Annotated in this window: 19 protein-coding genes; 14 read left to right on the top strand and 5 right to left on the bottom strand. The window is 64.5% G+C overall.

Annotated elements, in window-relative coordinates:
* Positions 1–5: 5 nt before the first annotated feature.
* From BRA1253DRAFT_RS18895 to BRA1253DRAFT_RS18865, 7 genes are all read left to right on the top strand, one after another.
* Positions 6–1409 carry a TldD/PmbA family protein gene (locus BRA1253DRAFT_RS18895; protein WP_007596931.1) on the top strand — a complete coding sequence of 468 codons (1404 nt, stop codon included), beginning with the start codon at positions 6–8 and terminating at the stop codon, positions 1407–1409.
* Complete coding sequence (locus BRA1253DRAFT_RS18890; RefSeq protein WP_007596930.1) at positions 1396–2214, top strand: 3'(2'),5'-bisphosphate nucleotidase CysQ; 819 nt, start codon at positions 1396–1398, stop codon at positions 2212–2214. Before BRA1253DRAFT_RS18895 ends, BRA1253DRAFT_RS18890 begins: the two co-directional genes overlap by 14 nt.
* Positions 2215–2274: 60 nt before the next feature.
* A complete protein-coding gene (locus BRA1253DRAFT_RS18885; protein WP_007596929.1) occupies positions 2275–2517 on the top strand; it encodes a DUF4170 domain-containing protein in 243 nt (80 codons plus the stop codon).
* The gene (locus tag BRA1253DRAFT_RS18880; protein ID WP_007596928.1) at positions 2514–3227 is read left to right on the top strand and encodes a lysophospholipid acyltransferase family protein; all 714 of its coding nucleotides are present in this window, start codon (positions 2514–2516) and stop codon (positions 3225–3227) included. The genes BRA1253DRAFT_RS18885 and BRA1253DRAFT_RS18880 overlap by 4 nt, the downstream gene beginning before the upstream one ends.
* A complete protein-coding gene (locus tag BRA1253DRAFT_RS18875; RefSeq protein ID WP_088941022.1) occupies positions 3190–4536 on the top strand; it encodes a 3-deoxy-D-manno-octulosonic acid transferase in 1347 nt (448 codons plus the stop codon). The genes BRA1253DRAFT_RS18880 and BRA1253DRAFT_RS18875 overlap by 38 nt, the downstream gene beginning before the upstream one ends.
* Entirely contained in the window at positions 4529–5545 is a 1017-nt protein-coding gene (gene lpxK, locus BRA1253DRAFT_RS18870) for a tetraacyldisaccharide 4'-kinase (RefSeq protein ID WP_007596926.1), read from the top strand. Before BRA1253DRAFT_RS18875 ends, lpxK begins: the two co-directional genes overlap by 8 nt.
* A gap of 306 nt (positions 5546–5851) precedes the next feature.
* Entirely contained in the window at positions 5852–6187 is a 336-nt protein-coding gene (locus tag BRA1253DRAFT_RS18865; RefSeq protein ID WP_007596925.1) for a GYD domain-containing protein, read from the top strand.
* Between the two features lie 374 nt (positions 6188–6561).
* On the opposite strand, the gene BRA1253DRAFT_RS44525 is transcribed toward BRA1253DRAFT_RS18865, so the two are convergent.
* Positions 6562–6756 (bottom strand): hypothetical protein, encoded by a 195-nt coding sequence (locus BRA1253DRAFT_RS44525; RefSeq protein WP_083869876.1) that lies wholly within the window; start codon positions 6754–6756, stop codon positions 6562–6564.
* A gap of 497 nt (positions 6757–7253) precedes the next feature.
* On the opposite strand from BRA1253DRAFT_RS44525, the gene BRA1253DRAFT_RS18860 reads away from it, so the two are divergent.
* Positions 7254–7559, top strand: coding sequence for a hypothetical protein (locus tag BRA1253DRAFT_RS18860; RefSeq protein ID WP_007596923.1), 306 nt, complete (start codon positions 7254–7256; stop codon positions 7557–7559).
* A gap of 16 nt (positions 7560–7575) precedes the next feature.
* On the opposite strand, the gene BRA1253DRAFT_RS18855 is transcribed toward BRA1253DRAFT_RS18860, so the two are convergent.
* A complete protein-coding gene (locus tag BRA1253DRAFT_RS18855) occupies positions 7576–7803 on the bottom strand; it encodes a DUF2093 domain-containing protein (RefSeq protein ID WP_007596922.1) in 228 nt (75 codons plus the stop codon).
* Positions 7804–7978: 175 nt separating this feature from the next.
* Between BRA1253DRAFT_RS18855 and BRA1253DRAFT_RS18850 the strand changes: the two genes are divergently transcribed.
* Together BRA1253DRAFT_RS18850 and BRA1253DRAFT_RS43650 are read left to right on the top strand one after the other, a co-directional pair.
* A complete protein-coding gene (locus tag BRA1253DRAFT_RS18850) occupies positions 7979–8803 on the top strand; it encodes a dienelactone hydrolase family protein (RefSeq protein ID WP_007596921.1) in 825 nt (274 codons plus the stop codon).
* A 223-nt stretch (positions 8804–9026) separates the two neighbouring features.
* Positions 9027–9212, top strand: coding sequence for a hypothetical protein (locus BRA1253DRAFT_RS43650; protein ID WP_198288339.1), 186 nt, complete (start codon positions 9027–9029; stop codon positions 9210–9212).
* Positions 9213–9512: 300 nt separating this feature from the next.
* Here BRA1253DRAFT_RS43650 and xseA read toward each other — a convergent pair whose 3' ends face one another.
* Positions 9513–11084: an exodeoxyribonuclease VII large subunit gene (gene xseA / locus BRA1253DRAFT_RS18845; RefSeq protein WP_051058537.1), complete on the bottom strand. Its 1572-nt coding sequence runs from the start codon at positions 11082–11084 to the stop codon at positions 9513–9515.
* A 137-nt stretch (positions 11085–11221) separates the two neighbouring features.
* On the opposite strand from xseA, the gene BRA1253DRAFT_RS18840 reads away from it, so the two are divergent.
* Genes BRA1253DRAFT_RS18840 through BRA1253DRAFT_RS18830 form a run of 3 tightly spaced genes read left to right on the top strand, consistent with a single transcriptional unit; the run spans position 11222 to position 13082 of the window.
* The gene (locus BRA1253DRAFT_RS18840) at positions 11222–12232 is read left to right on the top strand and encodes an alpha/beta hydrolase (RefSeq protein ID WP_007596919.1); all 1011 of its coding nucleotides are present in this window, start codon (positions 11222–11224) and stop codon (positions 12230–12232) included.
* The gene (locus BRA1253DRAFT_RS18835) at positions 12229–12783 is read left to right on the top strand and encodes a hypothetical protein (protein WP_007596918.1); all 555 of its coding nucleotides are present in this window, start codon (positions 12229–12231) and stop codon (positions 12781–12783) included. The genes BRA1253DRAFT_RS18840 and BRA1253DRAFT_RS18835 overlap by 4 nt, the downstream gene beginning before the upstream one ends.
* Positions 12783–13082 carry a transcriptional regulator gene (locus BRA1253DRAFT_RS18830; RefSeq protein WP_007596917.1) on the top strand — a complete coding sequence of 100 codons (300 nt, stop codon included), beginning with the start codon at positions 12783–12785 and terminating at the stop codon, positions 13080–13082. The genes BRA1253DRAFT_RS18835 and BRA1253DRAFT_RS18830 overlap by 1 nt, the downstream gene beginning before the upstream one ends.
* A gap of 112 nt (positions 13083–13194) precedes the next feature.
* Here BRA1253DRAFT_RS18830 and BRA1253DRAFT_RS18825 read toward each other — a convergent pair whose 3' ends face one another.
* Complete coding sequence (locus BRA1253DRAFT_RS18825; protein ID WP_007596916.1) at positions 13195–13719, bottom strand: hypothetical protein; 525 nt, start codon at positions 13717–13719, stop codon at positions 13195–13197.
* Positions 13689–14084 carry a hypothetical protein gene (locus tag BRA1253DRAFT_RS18820; protein WP_245285944.1) on the bottom strand — a complete coding sequence of 132 codons (396 nt, stop codon included), beginning with the start codon at positions 14082–14084 and terminating at the stop codon, positions 13689–13691. Before BRA1253DRAFT_RS18820 ends, BRA1253DRAFT_RS18825 begins: the two co-directional genes overlap by 31 nt.
* Positions 14085–14262: 178 nt before the next feature.
* On the opposite strand from BRA1253DRAFT_RS18820, the gene BRA1253DRAFT_RS18815 reads away from it, so the two are divergent.
* The gene (locus BRA1253DRAFT_RS18815; RefSeq protein WP_007596914.1) at positions 14263–15177 is read left to right on the top strand and encodes a LysR substrate-binding domain-containing protein; all 915 of its coding nucleotides are present in this window, start codon (positions 14263–14265) and stop codon (positions 15175–15177) included.
* The last annotated feature ends 22 nt before the right edge of the window (positions 15178–15199 follow it).

The raw sequence follows: 15199 nt of genomic DNA, 5'->3' as shown, positions 1-15199 counted from the left end.
CGTTTGTGAACCCTTCACCAAGCTCGACGCTTTCACCCAAGAATTCGTCCACAGCCAGCCGCGACCTGTTCGACCAGTCTGCGCTCTCCGATCTCGCGCAGCGGCTGGTGGAGGCTGCCAGGCGCGCCGGCGCGGATGCGGCCGATGCGGTCGCCGTGCGTGGCGTCTCGCAAGGCGTCGAGGTCCGCGACGGCCGGGTCGAGGAATCCGAGCGTTCCGAGGGCGATGATGTCGGCTTGCGCGTGCTGGTCGGCCGGCGCCAGGCGGTGGTCTCCACCAACGACGCCAGCGGCGATGCCGTGACCAAGCTTGCCGAGCGAGCGGTTGCGATGGCGCGTGTTGCGCCCGACGACAAATATGTCGGCCTTGCCGATCCCGCATTGCTCGCGCGCGACTTTCCCGATCTCGATCTGCTCGACCCTGACGTGCCCGCCACCTCGGAACTCGAGCGCCGCGCGCTCGAAGCCGAGGCTGCGGCGCTCGGAGTGAAGGGCGTGACCAAATCCGGCGGCGCCTCGGCCTCTGCCGGAATGGGCGGCATGGTGCTCGTCACCAGCACCGGCTTCCACGGCTCTTACCTGCGTTCCAGCCAGGGCATCTCCGCCACCGCCATTGTCGGCGACGGCACCGGCATGGAGCGGGACTACGATTTCACCTCGGCGCCGCATGGTGCCGATCTGCTGTCGCCCGAGATCGTCGGCCGTTCCGCGGGCGAGCGCACTGTGGCGCGCGCCAATCCGCGCAAGGTCGAGACCTGCAAAGTGCCTGTGGTGTTCGATCCGCGCGTCGCGGGCTCGCTGGTCGGTCACGTCGTCGGCGCCATCAACGGCGCTTCGATTGCGCGCAAGACCAGCTTCCTGAAGGACAAGCTCGGCCAGCAGCTGTTCGCCAAGAACATCCGCATCATCGACGATCCCCTGCGCAAACGCGGCCTGCGCTCGCAGACGTTCGACGCTGAAGGTGTCGCCGTGAAGAAGATCGCGCTGATCGACGAAGGCGTGCTGACGACCTGGCTGCTCGATTGCGCCACCGCGCGTGAGCTCGGTCTCACCACCACCGGCCATGCCCATCGCGGCGTCTCCTCCTCGCCGTCGCCCGGGCCGTATAATCTGCATCTTGAACCCGGCACGCCGACGCCGGCCGAACTGATCTCCGACATCAAGCAGGGTTTCTACGTCACCGATTTGATCGGCTCGGGCGTCAACGGCGTGACTGGCGACTACAGCCGCGGCGCCTCCGGCTTCTGGATCGAGAACGGCGAACTCACTTATCCCGTGAGCGAGGTGACGATCGCCGGCTATCTGTTCGAGATCTTCAAGTCGATGCAGCCGGCGAACAATCTCGAGTTCCGCTACGGCGTCAATGCGCCGACGGTGCGCATCGAGGGTTTGACGCTTGGCGGACGTTGACGCGAACGCAACAGGCGAAGCCATCCTGACGCGCGACGCGGCGCTGCTGCAAGACACGGTGCGGGAGGCGGGCGCACTCGCGCAGTCGATGTTCCGCACCGAGCTGAAGAAGTGGACCAAGGGCGCGTCCTCGCCGGTCTCGGAAGCCGACATCGCCGTCAACGATCTCCTGGAAGCGCGCCTGCGCGCGGCGACGCCCGACTATGGCTGGCTGTCGGAGGAGAGCGCCGACGATGAGGTGCGGCTGTCGCGGCGGATGACCTGGATCGTCGATCCCATCGACGGCACCCGCAACTACCTCAACGGCCACGACGAATGGTGCGTCAGCGTCGCGCTGGTTGAGGACGCCTCGCCGGTGCTGGCCGCGGTGTTCGCGCCGACCAGCGATGAGTTCTTCTTCGCCGCCCGCGGCCAGGGCACGATCCTCAACGATGTGCCGGTGCGGGCGACGGCTGGGTCCGAGCTCGACTTCTCGCGTGTCGCGGGTCCGAAGCCCCTGGTCGAGCGCCTGAAGCCGTCACTGGGCGAGATCAAGCTGCATCCGCGAATCGGTTCGCTCGCGCTGCGGCTGTGCCGGGTCTCCCATGGCGCGCTGGATGCGGCTTTTGCGGGCGGCAACAGTCATGATTGGGACCTTGCGGCGGCGGATTTGATCGTGCAGGAAGCCGATGGTAGGATGAGCGATCTCTCCGGAGATCCCATCCTCTATAACCGCCGGCAAGTCACGCATGGGGTGCTGGTGGCAGCGGGTCGCGATCGTCATGCGAACATTGTCTCGCATTTTCGAAACCGCCCCTTGCCGTGAAGCGCTTTCTCGTGCTTGTCGAACACTGCTTTGCCGGGCAGCCCGTTAGGAACAGAACCGATGCCAGATAGTGCCCCGCAACAACTGCTCCACCTCGTCGTCGGCGGCGAGCTCGTCGATCTCGAGCACAACACCTTCAAGAACCTCGACGACGTCGAGATCGTCGGCCTCTATCCGAACTATGCGACCGCGCACGCCGCCTGGCGCGCCAAGGCGCAGAGCACGGTCGACAACGCGCAGATGCGCTATTTCATCGTCCATCTCCATCGGCTGCTCGACCCGAATCAAGAACCGGCGCGTTGAAAAAGCTGCTTCGCAATACGCTGAGGAGCAGCTTCGTTCAGCGTGCCGTCGGAATCCTGGCGGCGGAATATCTGCGTCTGGTCTGGCGGACGAACAAATTCACGTTCGATCCGCCGGACGTCTATGACCGCGTCGAGCCGCAGATCCCGGCGATCTTCGCGTTTTGGCACGGCCAGCATTTCCTCACCCCCTTCATCAAGAACAAGGACTGGTACAAGGCCAGGGTCCTGATCTCCCGTCACCGCGACGGCGAGTTCAACGCGATTGCCGCCGAGCGGCTTGGCATCGGCACCATCCGCGGGTCCGGAGACCATGGCGGCGCGTTTCACCGCAAAGGCGGGGTCGGTGCCTTCAAGGAAATGGTGCGGACGCTCCAGGACGGTTGTAATGTCGCGCTGACCGCCGACGTCCCCAAGCGCTCGCGCGTGGCCGGGCTCGGCATCATCATGCTGGCACGGGAATCGGGGCGGCCGATCATGCCTTTTGCGATGGCGACCAGCCGCTTCATCCGGCTCAAGAACTGGGACCGCACCACCATCAACCTGCCGTTCGGGCGGGGCGCGTTGGTCGGCATCAAGGAAATCCACGTTCCGCCGGATGCGAACGCCGCCACCATGGAAGCGCTGCGGCTCGAGCTGGAGGAGACCTTGAACGAGGCGACCCGCCAAGCCTATGCGCAACTCGGCCGGCCGGGACCTGCAGATGCCTAAATCGCTGCCCGGCTCGCTGCCGTTGACGCTGCGGATGTACCGGCGCCTGGCGCGTGGCCTGGTGCCGCTCGCGCCTGTGCTGATCAAGCGGCGCCTGAAGCAGGGCAAGGAAGATCCCGCGCGGGTCAGCGAACGGCGGGGCCTGTCCCGGGACGTGCGGCCGCACGGTCCGCTGGTCTGGATTCACGGCGCCAGCGTCGGCGAGGTCCTCGCCGCGGCGGCGCTGATCGAGCGCTTGCGCGATCTGAACCTGCGCATTCTGCTCACCTCGGGCACTGTCACGTCGGCTGCTATTGTGGCAAAGCGTTTTCCGCCCGACGTGATCCATCAATACGTGCCGTATGATTCCCCGCGTTATGTCGCGCGCTTCCTCGACCATTGGAAGCCGTCGCTGGCGCTGTTCATCGAATCCGATCTGTGGCCGAACCTGATCCTGGCCGGCGCCGCGCGCCGCGTGCCGATGGTGCTGATCAACGGGCGGATGTCGCCGCGCTCGTTCCCGCGCTGGCGCCGGATGCAAGGCACCATCTCGGCGCTGCTGTCGCGGTTCGACATTTGTCTGGCGCAGTCGAAGACCGATGCCGAGCGCTTCTCGACGCTCGGCGGCCGCGACGTCGTCACCACGGGCAATCTCAAGCTCGACGTGCCGGCGCCCCCGGCCGATCCCGCCAAGCTCGAACGGCTGATGGCGATGACGCGCGGGCGTCCGATCATCGTCGCGGCCTCGACCCATCCGGGCGAGGAGGAGATGCTGGTGGCGGCGCATCGCAGCCTCACCGGTTTCTTCCCGCAGCTCCTGACCGTGATCGTGCCGCGCCATCCGGATCGCGGCTCCTCGATCACAGGCCTGATCACGGCCTCCGGCCTGAAGCCGGCCCTGCGCTCGCGCGACGAGCTGCCGACCGCGACCACCGACGTTTATGTCGCCGACACCATGGGCGAGCTCGGCCTGTTCTATCGCCTCTCGGACATCGTGTTCATGGGCGGATCGCTGATCCATCATGGCGGCCAGAATCCGATCGAAGCGATCAAGCTCGGCGCGGCCATCGTCCATGGTCCACACGTCTTCAATTTCGCCGATGTCTACGAGGCGCTCGATCACAGCGGCGGCGCGCGCCAAGCCGACACGCAGGAACTACTGATCAAGCAGCTCGGCCAGCTGCTCGCCGATCCTGCCGTGCGAAAGAACGTCCAGCAGTCGGGCGCCGGCGTGGTCGAGGATCTCGGCGGCGCGCTCAACCGCACCATGACCGCGCTCGAGCCTTATCTCTTGCAGTTGCGGATCGAGATGGGGGCCGCCAATGCGTGAGCCGGCCTTCTGGTACCGGCCACGTTCCCTCGAATCGTACGCATTGGGGCCGCTGGGTGCGCTCTACGGCGCGATCACGGAACGGCGGATGCTGCGCGAGGGCGTCGACGCCGGCATCCCCGTGATCTGCGTCGGCAACTACCATGTCGGCGGCGCCGGCAAGACGCCGACCGTGCTGGCGCTGACGAAGCTCTTGCGCGAGCTCGGCGAGACGCCGGTGGTGCTCAGCCGCGGCTATGGCGGCAGCCTCAAGGGCCCGGTGATGGTCGACAGCATGCGTCACACCGCGTCCGACGTCGGCGACGAGCCGCTGATGATGGCGCGCGACGTCCCTGTCACGGTCGCGCGCGACCGTCTCGACGGCGTCGTGCTGGCGAAGTCGCAAGGCGCCACCGTGATTTTGATGGACGACGGTTTCCAGAACCCGCGTCTTCTCAAGGACACCTCGCTGATCGTGATCGACAGCGAGCGCGGCCTCGGCAATGGCAAGGTGTTTCCGGCCGGTCCCCTGCGTGCGCCGCTGAAGGCGCAGCTTGCGCGCACCGACGCGCTGGTCCTGATCGGCGGCGGCCGCGCCGCCGACGCTGTCGCCGCCGAGCTTGCCAGGCGCAACAAGCCGGAGCTGCGCGCGCGGCTGAAACCCGACGCCGGGTCGGTCGCAAGACTGTTGGGCAAGCCGGTGTTCGCGTTCGCCGGCATCGGCGATCCCGAACGGTTCTTCCGCAGCTTGCGCACTGGCGGTATCGAAGTCGCACGCACGCGCGCCTTCGCCGATCATCACATGTTTTCGAACGACGAGATCGCAACTCTCGCCGCGGAGGCGCAGCGCGAGCAGCAAACACTGGTGACGACGGAAAAGGATCTCGCGCGTCTGCACGGCCGCGAAGGCGTGCCGGACGGCATCGTGCCGTTCGCCGTCCAGCTCGAGTTCGACGACCCGGCTACGCTCCGGCAACTGATCAGCGATCATCTCTACAAGGCGCGCGAGCGAAGATTCGGCAGGCGATAATGTCGGACGGCGGGCGAACCGCGCTCGTTGTGGACGCACGGTGTGACGAAAAGCATTTCATGCGCGGGTGCGATATGTGGCAACCGAGGTGACATGTCGCGGCTGACGAATTCTCTTCCGCACGTTCGGGAGTTGATGTAGCGTTTCATGAGAGCCGTCACCGGGACGTGCCGAACTCCCGGAAATCATCGACGGCGTTTATGCCCACGGCGGGCAGTACCTTCATCATTTCAGATGCAGCGGCCGTAACGACGAGTTCGGAACGGCAGGGAAAGTCATTGCCAAAAACCCAGAGGAGAACATGCCATGCATTTTTGCCTCACCGGACAATACACACCACGCGCTCTCAATGCCATTTTGGAGAACCCCAAGACCGATCGTCAGGAGGCGGCAAGAAAACTTATCGAAGCGGCCGGCGGAAAGCTGATTTCGATGTTCAGCGTTGCGGCCGACGGCCCAGGCGTTTTGGTGATTTTCGATGTGCCTGATCCGGGTGCGGCTCCGGCCATTTCCGGCCTGACCGTCACGGCGGGCACCCTGCAGAACGTGAAACTGACGCGGCTGTTCACGCAGGACGAGATCAAGCAGGTCCGCCAGAACGCGGCGAAGCTGCGCTCTTCGTATACCCCGCCCGGAAGCTGACATCCGGATCTGAAGCGAAGCCGCCGCAGTCCGAAACGGCGGCAACGCTCACCTCACAGCAGGAATAATGTTTGCAAGCCGAGGCGAAGGCCTTCCAGCCTCCGTTGACGAACCATGCTGTACGCTGCGTGCTGCGTCCGCGCCGTCGTCCGACCGGACGTGCTTGCCAGCGACCTCGGCAACGGCCTGCGATTGCGGTTCAGCAGTCAATCATGCTCACCACGCCCCAACGGCCATCAATCCGATAATGGTCAGGCACGAGGCGCAGGCTACCATGGCGGTATAGTACTCGGGTGTATTCATTGCTGCCTCCCAAACTGTTGCCAACTGCTTGGTCACTGCTACGCGGGAGAGATCGCCGGTCTCGGGCCGCTTCAATTCGGCGCGCGGCGACCGGTCTTGCGCTGTGTGTCCGTCCTCTCATCGTCACCCTGATCCGGATGATGATGCGCTTCGAGAGCTTCAAAGCGTTCAGCTGCGATCAGAAGCTGTTTCCGCATTTCAGCGAGGCGGGCGCGGCAATATTCACGATAGAGCAGGTCTAGTATGGTGGGCATGATCACCCCCATCGTTGATTTTCGATTTACAAATAATCCACCGCGAATTTTCGAGGTGATCGTAGCCCGACAGATGGCTCTTCGATATGAGCCCGTTCACAGACTGCGCCAATTCCAGAGCTCAGTGGCCGTTTGGTTGACTTGATTGTCTGTGCGATAAAAAGAGCAGGGCCAATTACCTAAGATGAAGCATAGCGGCGCTTTGTTTCACCAAGACTTCGTCAAACAACCTAAGAGCGCCAATCGCAACAAAGAATCCAACCACAACGCGAAATGGCTAACCACGGAGTGCAAGCACTCTTCGATGCAACGCGGATCGGCATAACGGAAATCGTCTCGGCTGTGCGAGCAGCATTTCTGGTGCGTGCGAACATGCCTCGTGAAAAAGCTGCACCGCTCGTGCTGTGCCGGCAGGGCAGCTGCGCTTTGCCCATCCGACACAGCAGCCTGCCATTCACGCGTCGTTCATCGCAAAACTCCTAACCGTTTCATACGACCAGGAGAGTTCGATGAAGTTGCCGTTCGCCGCCGTTGCCGCCAGCCTTGTGTGTCTGATCATTGCGCCGGTGTTTGCACAAACGACTCCGCCGGCTCCTCAAACCACCACCGTGCCGGTGCCCGCGACCAAGCGCGTCACCTGCCTCGCGACAACTCAGAACCTGAAGGGACAGGACAAGCGCGACCAGATGCAGCTCTGCATGGCGCAGGCGCGGCTGGATTGCCTCAAGCAGGCGATCGATCAGAAGATCGTCGGCGAGCCCAGGAAGAGTTTCATCAAAACCTGCGTGGGCACGGATGGCGCGGAGCAGCAATAGACGCGCGCCCGCGGCCTCAGGCTTGCGGCTTGGGCGCGCCCGGGTAATGTCGCTCGAGCACGGCGGCGGGTGTGGCGTAGGCTTCCTGCAGGTCCACGCTCCAGTATTTCAACTCGTCGAGCGGGATGCGCGTATCGGTGATCGCGCAGCGCACGAAAGTCCCCGGCGAGATCACGCGGAAATCGCCGTCGAGATATTGCACCTGCGCTTCGCCATGGCCCGAGGGGCCGAACTTGTTCAGCACGGTCGAAAGTCTCCGTGGAAGGCCGCTCCGGGGTCACCTTGGAGGGCACGATGTGTTGGACGGGATGTAGCATAAATAGGGTGGCTTGTCCGCCCGGTAAACCCACCGGTTTGTGATGTTTTGGCGCCGTTTCCGCGTGATAGTGCTTGAGCGAAGGATCCAACGGCAAAGTTCGATGCGCCTTCCGTTCACCGCCCTGTTCCTGACGTTCCTGATCTCGGCCGCGCACGCGTCGCCGGCGCCGCAGCCGGTCGAGATTCCGCTGGCGTCCGGCGTGCTGCATGCGCAGCTCTACAAGCCCGAGGGCGCGGGGCCGTTTCCGACCGTGATCGCGCTTCATGGCTGCGGCGGGCTCGGTGGCCATTCCGATTCCGTGCTGCCGCGCTATCGCGACTGGGCCGAGCGGCTGCTCAAGTCCGGTAACGCCGTCCTGCTCCCTGACAGCTACGGCTCGCGTGAGCTCGGGCCGCAATGCCGCGTCAAGGACATCCACGTCAAGGCGCGGCGCGAACGCGTCACCGACATCGCGGCGTCGCGCGCCTGGTTGATGCGGCAGAGTTGGGTTGCGCGCGACCGCGTCAGCCTGATGGGGTGGGCGAATGGCGCCAGCGCGCTGCTTTGGGCCGTGCGTCCGCAGAGCCTGGCGCGCGATGTGGGCCCGGATTTCCGCGCCGCGATCGCGTTCTATCCGGACTGCAGGATTTCCGCAGGCCTCGGCTGGAGCACACGGGTGCCGACGCTGGTGCTGATCGGCGGCAATGACGACGTCTCGTCGCCGCCGGCCTGCCGCCAGATGGTCGATGGCGCGCATGGCCGCAGCGCGCTCGCGCGCATCGTGGTCTATCCCGGCGCCTTTCACGACTTCGACCGCGCCAACACGCCGCTGCACGCAGCTGCCGGCAGCACCGACGCCGCCACGCCCGAGCACGGCCATCTCGGCACCGATGCGGCAGCGCGCGCGGAATCGCAGAAGGAAGTTGCGGAGTGGCTGGCGCGGTGACGGCAGTGCCGTAGCCCGGATGAGCGTAGCGATATCCGGGTAGGTCCGTCCCGCATATCGCTGCGCTCGTGCGGGCTACATGTGCCGAGCGGGGCCGCCCTTGGGAACAACAGCGGACAGCCCCGCATCGACCACCGCCCTGCACGGAAAATGGCCGACCGTGACTCTACGGATCCCGCGCCGTGTGGGTTTCAGCCCGTGCCGACGCCATCATTCGACCACGATGTCGATTAAACGCAGTCCCATGCGCAACCGCTTCGTCCTGTTCTCCTCCGCCCTGATCGTTTTCACCGTCGCGGTCTTCCTGTTCGAAGCCCATCTGTTCGAAGCCCATGCCGGCGCGCCACAACTCGCGCCGGAACATTGCGGTTTCTGGACCACGATCGACGCGGGCTTGTCCTGCCGCTGAGACGCGCAGTCTTGTAGCCCGGATGAGCGTAGCGATATCCGGGGCCGCTGGTCCCGGATGTCGCTACGCTCATGCGGGCTACGACAGCGATTTCGTGGCACGCGTCCCACACACTCACTGTCATCGCCCGGCTTGACCGGGCGATCCAGTACGCCGAGACGCCTGTGATTGATCGAGAAGCCGCGGCGTACTGGATTCCCCGCTTTCGCGGGGAATGACGCCGAGGGTGACGCGATGCCGTCGCTCCAGCTAAAACAAATTCCCCTGATCCACCGGCTTGCCCACGCGCTTTGGCGCTGGCTACGCCTCCTGCGCCGCCGCCTTGGCTTGCGCCGGCGCGCGTTTTGCCGTCGGTGCTGCACGATCCGCATCCGCGGTCGCACCCACGCGTCCATCCGCAAACTCGATCTCGACTCTTGCACCAGGCCCGATCGTGTCCGCCGAATGCAGGGGATGGCCGGCCTCGTCGCGCACCAGCGCAAAGCCGCGCGCGAGCACGCCGCGATAAGACAGCGCGGAGAGCAGCTTGCCGCTGTTCTCGACGCGGGCGTCGAGCCGCTGCAACAGCGTCACCAGCGCGCGGCCCGCGCGCTCGGCCAGGCGATGCGTGCGTTCGCGCTGGCGCGCAATCGCGTTGCGCTGCGCCTGCGCATTGGAGAGCTTCGAGGCGCGCAAGCGCACCTCCAGCCCGGCGAAGCGGTCGCGCCGCCGCCGCAGCAGCGAGCGCGTGGACAGTCCGAGTCGCTCGCCGCACACCGTGAGGCGATGATCGGCCTGCGCGATCTGGCCATGCAGCACCCGCAGCGTCAGCTTGGCGCCTGCGGCGGTGAACCTGCGGAAATGCGCGTGCGTATTGGCCTTGAGGCAGCGGGGCAGGGACGCACCTGCCGAATCCAGCCGCTGCCGCGGGATCGCCAGCAAATCGCCTGCCGCCGGCAGCGCGCGCGCGGCCGCACGCAGCTCGCTGCGACGGCTCTCCTGGCCGCGTTGCCAGCAGGACCGGGTGCGTCGCCCGAGATCGCCGACCTCGACAAAGAGATCGCTGCGCACCGGCACGGCCATCTCGGCCGCCGCCGTCGGCGTCGGCGCGCGCTTGTCCGCGACGAAATCGATCAGCGTGATGTCGGTCTCATGCCCCACCGCCGAGATCAGCGGGATCATGCTCTCGGCCGCGGCACGGACCACGATCTCTTCGTTGAACGACCACAGATCCTCCAGTGAGCCGCCGCCGCGCGCGACGATCAGCACGTCCGGGCGCGGAATCTTGTCGCCCTCCGGCAGCGCATTGAAGCCGCGGATCGCGGCCGCGACCTGCTCGGCCGAGCCTTCGCCCTGAACTTTCACCGGCCACACCAGCACGTGGCGGGGAAAGCGGTCCTCCAGCCGATGCAGGATGTCGCGGATCACGGCGCCGGTCGGCGACGTCACCACGCCGATCACCTCCGGCAGCCACGGCAGAAGCTGTTTGCGCGCCTCGTCGAACAGGCCTTCGGCGGCGAGCTTCCGCTTGCGCTCCTCCATCAGCGCCATCAGCGCGCCGATGCCGGCCGGCTCCAGCGCCTCGATCACGATCTGGTATTTCGAGGAGCCCGGATAGGTCGTGAGCTTGCCGGTGGCGATGACCTCGAGCCCCTCCTGGGGCTTGAAGCGCATGCGGCCGTGCACGCCCTTCCAGATCACCGCCTCGATCTTGGCGCTCTCGTCCTTGAGCGCGAAATAGCAATGGCCGGAGGAATGCGCGCCGCGGAAGCCGGAGATCTCGCCGCGGACCCGGACATGGCCGTAGGTGTCCTCAACCGTCCGTTTCAGGGACTGCGAGAGCTCGGAAACGGTGAATTCGGGTGTGTTGAGCAGGGGTTCCGCTGAAGGCATCGGCAAACGATTCGGCATTTGGGGATCAGACCCGACGTTAAGGATTTTTGCGGCGCCGCGCCAATCCGGGGATTGACCAAGAGAGTACTCTGTCATATAGAGTTCTCTATAGTTGATCGGTTTGAGGGGAGTGGATCATGGCAGTTCGATTGCTGCGCGGCGTGTTGAACGGAATGAAATGGGCCCTCTGTGCGGTCGGCGCCGTGGCGCTGATCCTGGCCGCGATGATCGCAACCCCGCTGACGCGGCCGCCCGAGATGCGATCGGTCTCCGACTCCTCCAAGGGCATCGATTGGTCCACCCTCCCGCCCCTAGAGCGCTTCCAGGCCCGCGACGGCACCTGGATCGGTTTCCGCCACTACGCTGCCAACGGCCCCGCGACCGGCCGCGGCGCGATCTTCATCCATGGCTCGTCCGGCTCCAGCGGCACCGTCAATCATGCCCTGACCCATGCCATCGCCTCGCGCGGAGTGGAGACCTGGGCGCTCGACATCCGCGGCCATGGCGGCTCCGGCACGCGCGGCGACATCGGCTATGTCGGCCAGCTCGAAGACGACCTCGTCGATTTCGTCGCCGAGGTGCGCAAGGCCGCGCCGGAGCTGCCGCTCACCTTGATCGGCCATTCCGCCGGCGCCGGCTTCTCGCTGCGCATCGCCGCGACGCCGATCATGCAGGACATGTTCGTGCGCACCGTGCTGCTCGCGCCCTATCTCGGCTATGACGCCCCGACCAATAAGCCGCATGCCGGCGGCTGGGCCAATGTCGACCTGCCGCGCTTCTTCGCGCTCGCCACGCTGCGCAAGCTCGGCATCGACTGCTGTTCGCAGCTTCCGGTGCTCGCGCTCGCCGTGCCCGCGACTTCGGCAAAGTACCTCGTCTCCACCTATTCCGATCGCCTGACGCGCAATTTCGCGACGCGCGGCTATCGCATCGATCTTCCGGCGACGACACGTCCGGTCACGATCTTCGGCGGCGCCGAGGACGAGATGATGATCTCGGACAAATATGCGGAAGTCGTGCAGGCCATCAAACCGTCGGTCGATGTCAAGATCATCGACGGCATCAACCATATGGGCATCGTCACCAACCCGAAGGCGATTTCGGTCATCGCCGACGATGTGGCGACGCGCGGGGCAAGGCAGTCATGATCGACAGCAAGGAAGCGTCCGCGGCGCTGGCCGATATCGACGACATCGTCCAGCGCGTGAAGCAATCGCAGCTCTATGAGCTGGCGAGCTTTGCTGCCGTCTGGTGGGGCCTCTTGGTGTTCGCGGCCAATCTCGTGACCTGGCTTTGGCCGGTCTATGCGGTCTACGCCTGGGTCGCCGCGGACACTTTGGGCGCCGGCGGTCTGGTGGCGCTGCGCATTTTCAATCCGCCGCATCACTCCCATGGCGCCGCTTTCAACGTCAGACTGCTTCTGGTGTTCGTGCTGTTCTTCGCCTTCGGTTATCTGTGCACCAACGTGATCGGTCACTTCGGCCCGCGCCAGCTCGGCACGTTCTGGCCGCTCTACTTCATGCTGTTCTATACGCTGGCCGGTCTCTGGTTCGGCTATGCCTTCATGGCGATCGGTGTCGGCATCTCCGCGCTGACGCTGATCGGCTACTTCTACATCGGCGAGGCGTTCCCGCTCTGGATGGCCTTCGTCAATGGCGGAGGCCTGATCCTCGGCGGCCTCTGGATGCGGCGGATCTGATGGCCGAGCTCGACGACATCATCCACCAGCCGTTGCGGCTGAAGATCATGGCGGCACTGAACGCGCTGCCGGCCGCGACAGGATTGGAGTTTTCCCGGCTGAAGAAGCTCACCGGCGCGACCGACGGCAATCTCGGCGCGCATATCGAGACGCTGGCCAAGGCGGGCTACGTATCGGTGGAAAAAGCCTTCGTCGGCAAGAAGCCGCAGACCACGGTCATCGCCACCGCGGCAGGCCGCGGCGCGTTCGCGCGGCATGTCGCGACGTTGCAGGAGATCATTGCGGGGAAGCAGGTCTGATCTTCCAATAGGTCTGATCTTCCGAAGCTGGCGCGCTCGTTGTTCGCTTGCCACCAGGCCCACATCGCTATGCTGCGCATACGTCACCGGGTTGTACGGGATGCGAAGAGACTTAGTTGCGAGCCGGCGCCGGAGTCGACGAGTATTCTTCCGCTGGTCCGACCTTAAACAGAAGCAGAAAGATCAGAACGTGACTGACAAGTAGCAAGGGGACGTAAAGTGCGGGCACGTAAATCCCTGCGCCCATCAGACCGGGATCTCTGAGTTGTGTCACTCCCATGTAGTATGCGTTCAGGAGGTCGATCGTGCCCCAGACATTGAAGACCCAAACAGCTGGAATGGCGATCGACCAGCGCCGGGAGAGTGCCGCCATCGAGCCAAGGGCCAAGGCCGCGGCGATGAAATCGCCCCATCCGACCTGACGGGCGAAATCCGGATTCAATTCCGGCGACACAAATCCAGTCACCAGGAAATTCATCCCAAAGAATCTGAAGGCATGAAAGGCCGCAATCAATCGCAAAGCCTCAAATCGCGGCAGGCTACGCAGCCATGGCCAGACATAGATGTAACCGATCGCTGAACTTGTCAGGAAGGCGCCGACGACGCTCAGAACAAATGGCAGGTTGATGGCGGGCATTTCTCTGCCTCCTCGCTATTGCGGGCGTTCCGGGCTGGCCAGAAGCAACCGAAGGGGCAGCAACGGACCGACCGCGATGTACTCGTGATCGACGAGGCCCGGGCCAGCGGCAGATCATCCATGATCGCGTGCGCTTCCGCCACATCCCTGGTGTCGAGCAAGAAGACAGCACCGCGGCCATCGGCACGCGAGAACCATTCCCGGATTTTCCCGCCGACGTAGAGCTGCACGGTCTGTCGGACTTCGGCCGGCATTACAGCCATGACCTGTTCGCGTGTGACGTTGCTCTTGGCCGTCAGGATAACCATCACCCCAGTTGTTACGGGCGATAGGTTTTGTGTTTGGGCAATGGATGCTTCAGTCATGGCAAGGGCTCCTATGAGGATGAAGGTGAGGGCGGCGTTCCGGACTTGCGTCATCGTTTTCAGGCTCCGACTCTGGCGCGATAGGCAACCAAGTCACCCGCCGGCGTGGCGTCTCGCTCTGCAACTGAACTTAAGAAAGCTTTCGTCGGTCCACTATCCGCTATAAAGTGGACAAGCCATGAAGCAGAACTTCACAATGAAGCAGGGCACGATCGATGGTGTGGAGGCATTCCTCAGCGTTGCCCGGCACCGCAGCTTTCGAAAGGCGGCCGCAGAGCTGGGCATCACCCCATCGGCGATGAGCCAGGCGGTGCGCGCGCTCGAGGCGCGCATGGGCGTTGCCCTGTTCGTTCGCACAACGCGCAGTGTCGGCCTCACTCAAGCTGGCGAGCAATTCCTGTCCCGCGCCAGACCAGCCTTTGAAGAGCTCATCGCGGCCGGAGCTGCCGTGCGCGAACTCGGGCAACGTCCCGTCGGGCTTTTGCGGCTCGCCGTTCCCAGAGCGGTCGTTCCGCTGATCCTGCAGCCGGTCATCCTCTCGTTCTGCAAGGCTTATCCCGAGATCGAAGTGGAGATTGCTGCCAGCGAGGAGCGAGTAGATCTCGCCGCCGGAGGATTTGACGCCGGCATCCGGATGGGTCAGTTCATCGACGCCGACATGATTGTGGTCAGGCTTTCCCAGCCCTTCCCGTTCGTCGTTGTCGGGAGTCCCGATTATCTGCGCGCACGGACACGACCGAAGCTTATCGACGACCTGCGTGGCCATGCCTGCCTGCGTCTGCGCCGGCCGAACGGATCAGTCGTGCCGTGGTCGTTTCTCGACGGCAACAGAACGATCGAGGCAGTCGTCTCGGGTCCGCTTGTCGCGCACGATTATCCGACGCTGATCGAAGCGGCAGTGGAGGGTTTGGGACTTGCGCAGGTGCCTGGCCCACCTGTTAAGGCTCATATCTCGGAGGGCCGATTGCAGGCGGTGTTGACGCGCTTTGGCACGACAACTCCCGGCCTTTTTCTCTATTATCCGAGCAAGCGCCAAATCTTGCCGAAACTGCGCGCTTTCATTGACCATCACGCCAAGTCTCGGCGCCGTTGACGCCTGCACTCACTCGGCCGCC

The organism is Bradyrhizobium sp. WSM1253 (genome assembly GCF_000244935.1).
In the GTDB taxonomy this organism is placed as follows: Bacteria; Pseudomonadota; Alphaproteobacteria; order Rhizobiales; family Xanthobacteraceae; genus Bradyrhizobium; species Bradyrhizobium canariense.
Note: the sequence above shows the minus strand (reverse complement) of the source record. Positions and strands in the feature narration are given on the sequence as shown.